Genomic DNA, 433 nt, shown 5'->3' on the forward strand with positions numbered 1-433 from the left:
CGCGCGATGGCGGTGTCGAGGTCTTTGCGGAGAAGAAGGATGTCAAGCATGGTGCGATTTTAGGGGCGTGGCGTGCGGGCCTCAGGCCAGGCTGGCCGGGTCGAAATTGGCGCCGCACAGGATCAGGGCCACGGTTTCCTGCGGCTGGGGGCGGTAGGCGCCGCTGTGCAATGCCGCCAGGCCCAGGGCCGCCGCGGGCTCGACGGCCAGCTTGAGCTCTTTCCACAGCCAAAGCTGCGCGGCGCGGATGGCCTCGTCCGGCAGCAGCAGCGCCTCGTGGATGTGGCGCTGGCCCACTTCCCAGGCGATGGCACCAATGCGGCGCGCGCCCAGCGAGTCTGCGGCCAGCCCGCCGACCTCCACGTCCACGGGCGCGCCGGCCGCGCGTGCGCTGTGCAGCGTGGGCGCGCGCTCGGGCTCCAGGGCCACCACA

At 72.3% G+C, this 433-nt stretch carries 1 protein-coding gene; it reads right to left on the reverse strand.

All coding sequences use genetic code 11. The features are described from left to right. Window positions 1-81: 81 nt before the first annotated feature. On the reverse strand, window positions 82-433 hold a 352-nt coding region (locus B2J89_RS21805; protein ID WP_169170867.1), incomplete at its 5' end, for a pyridoxal-phosphate dependent enzyme.

It is taken from the genome of Acidovorax sp. SRB_24, from assembly GCF_012931925.1.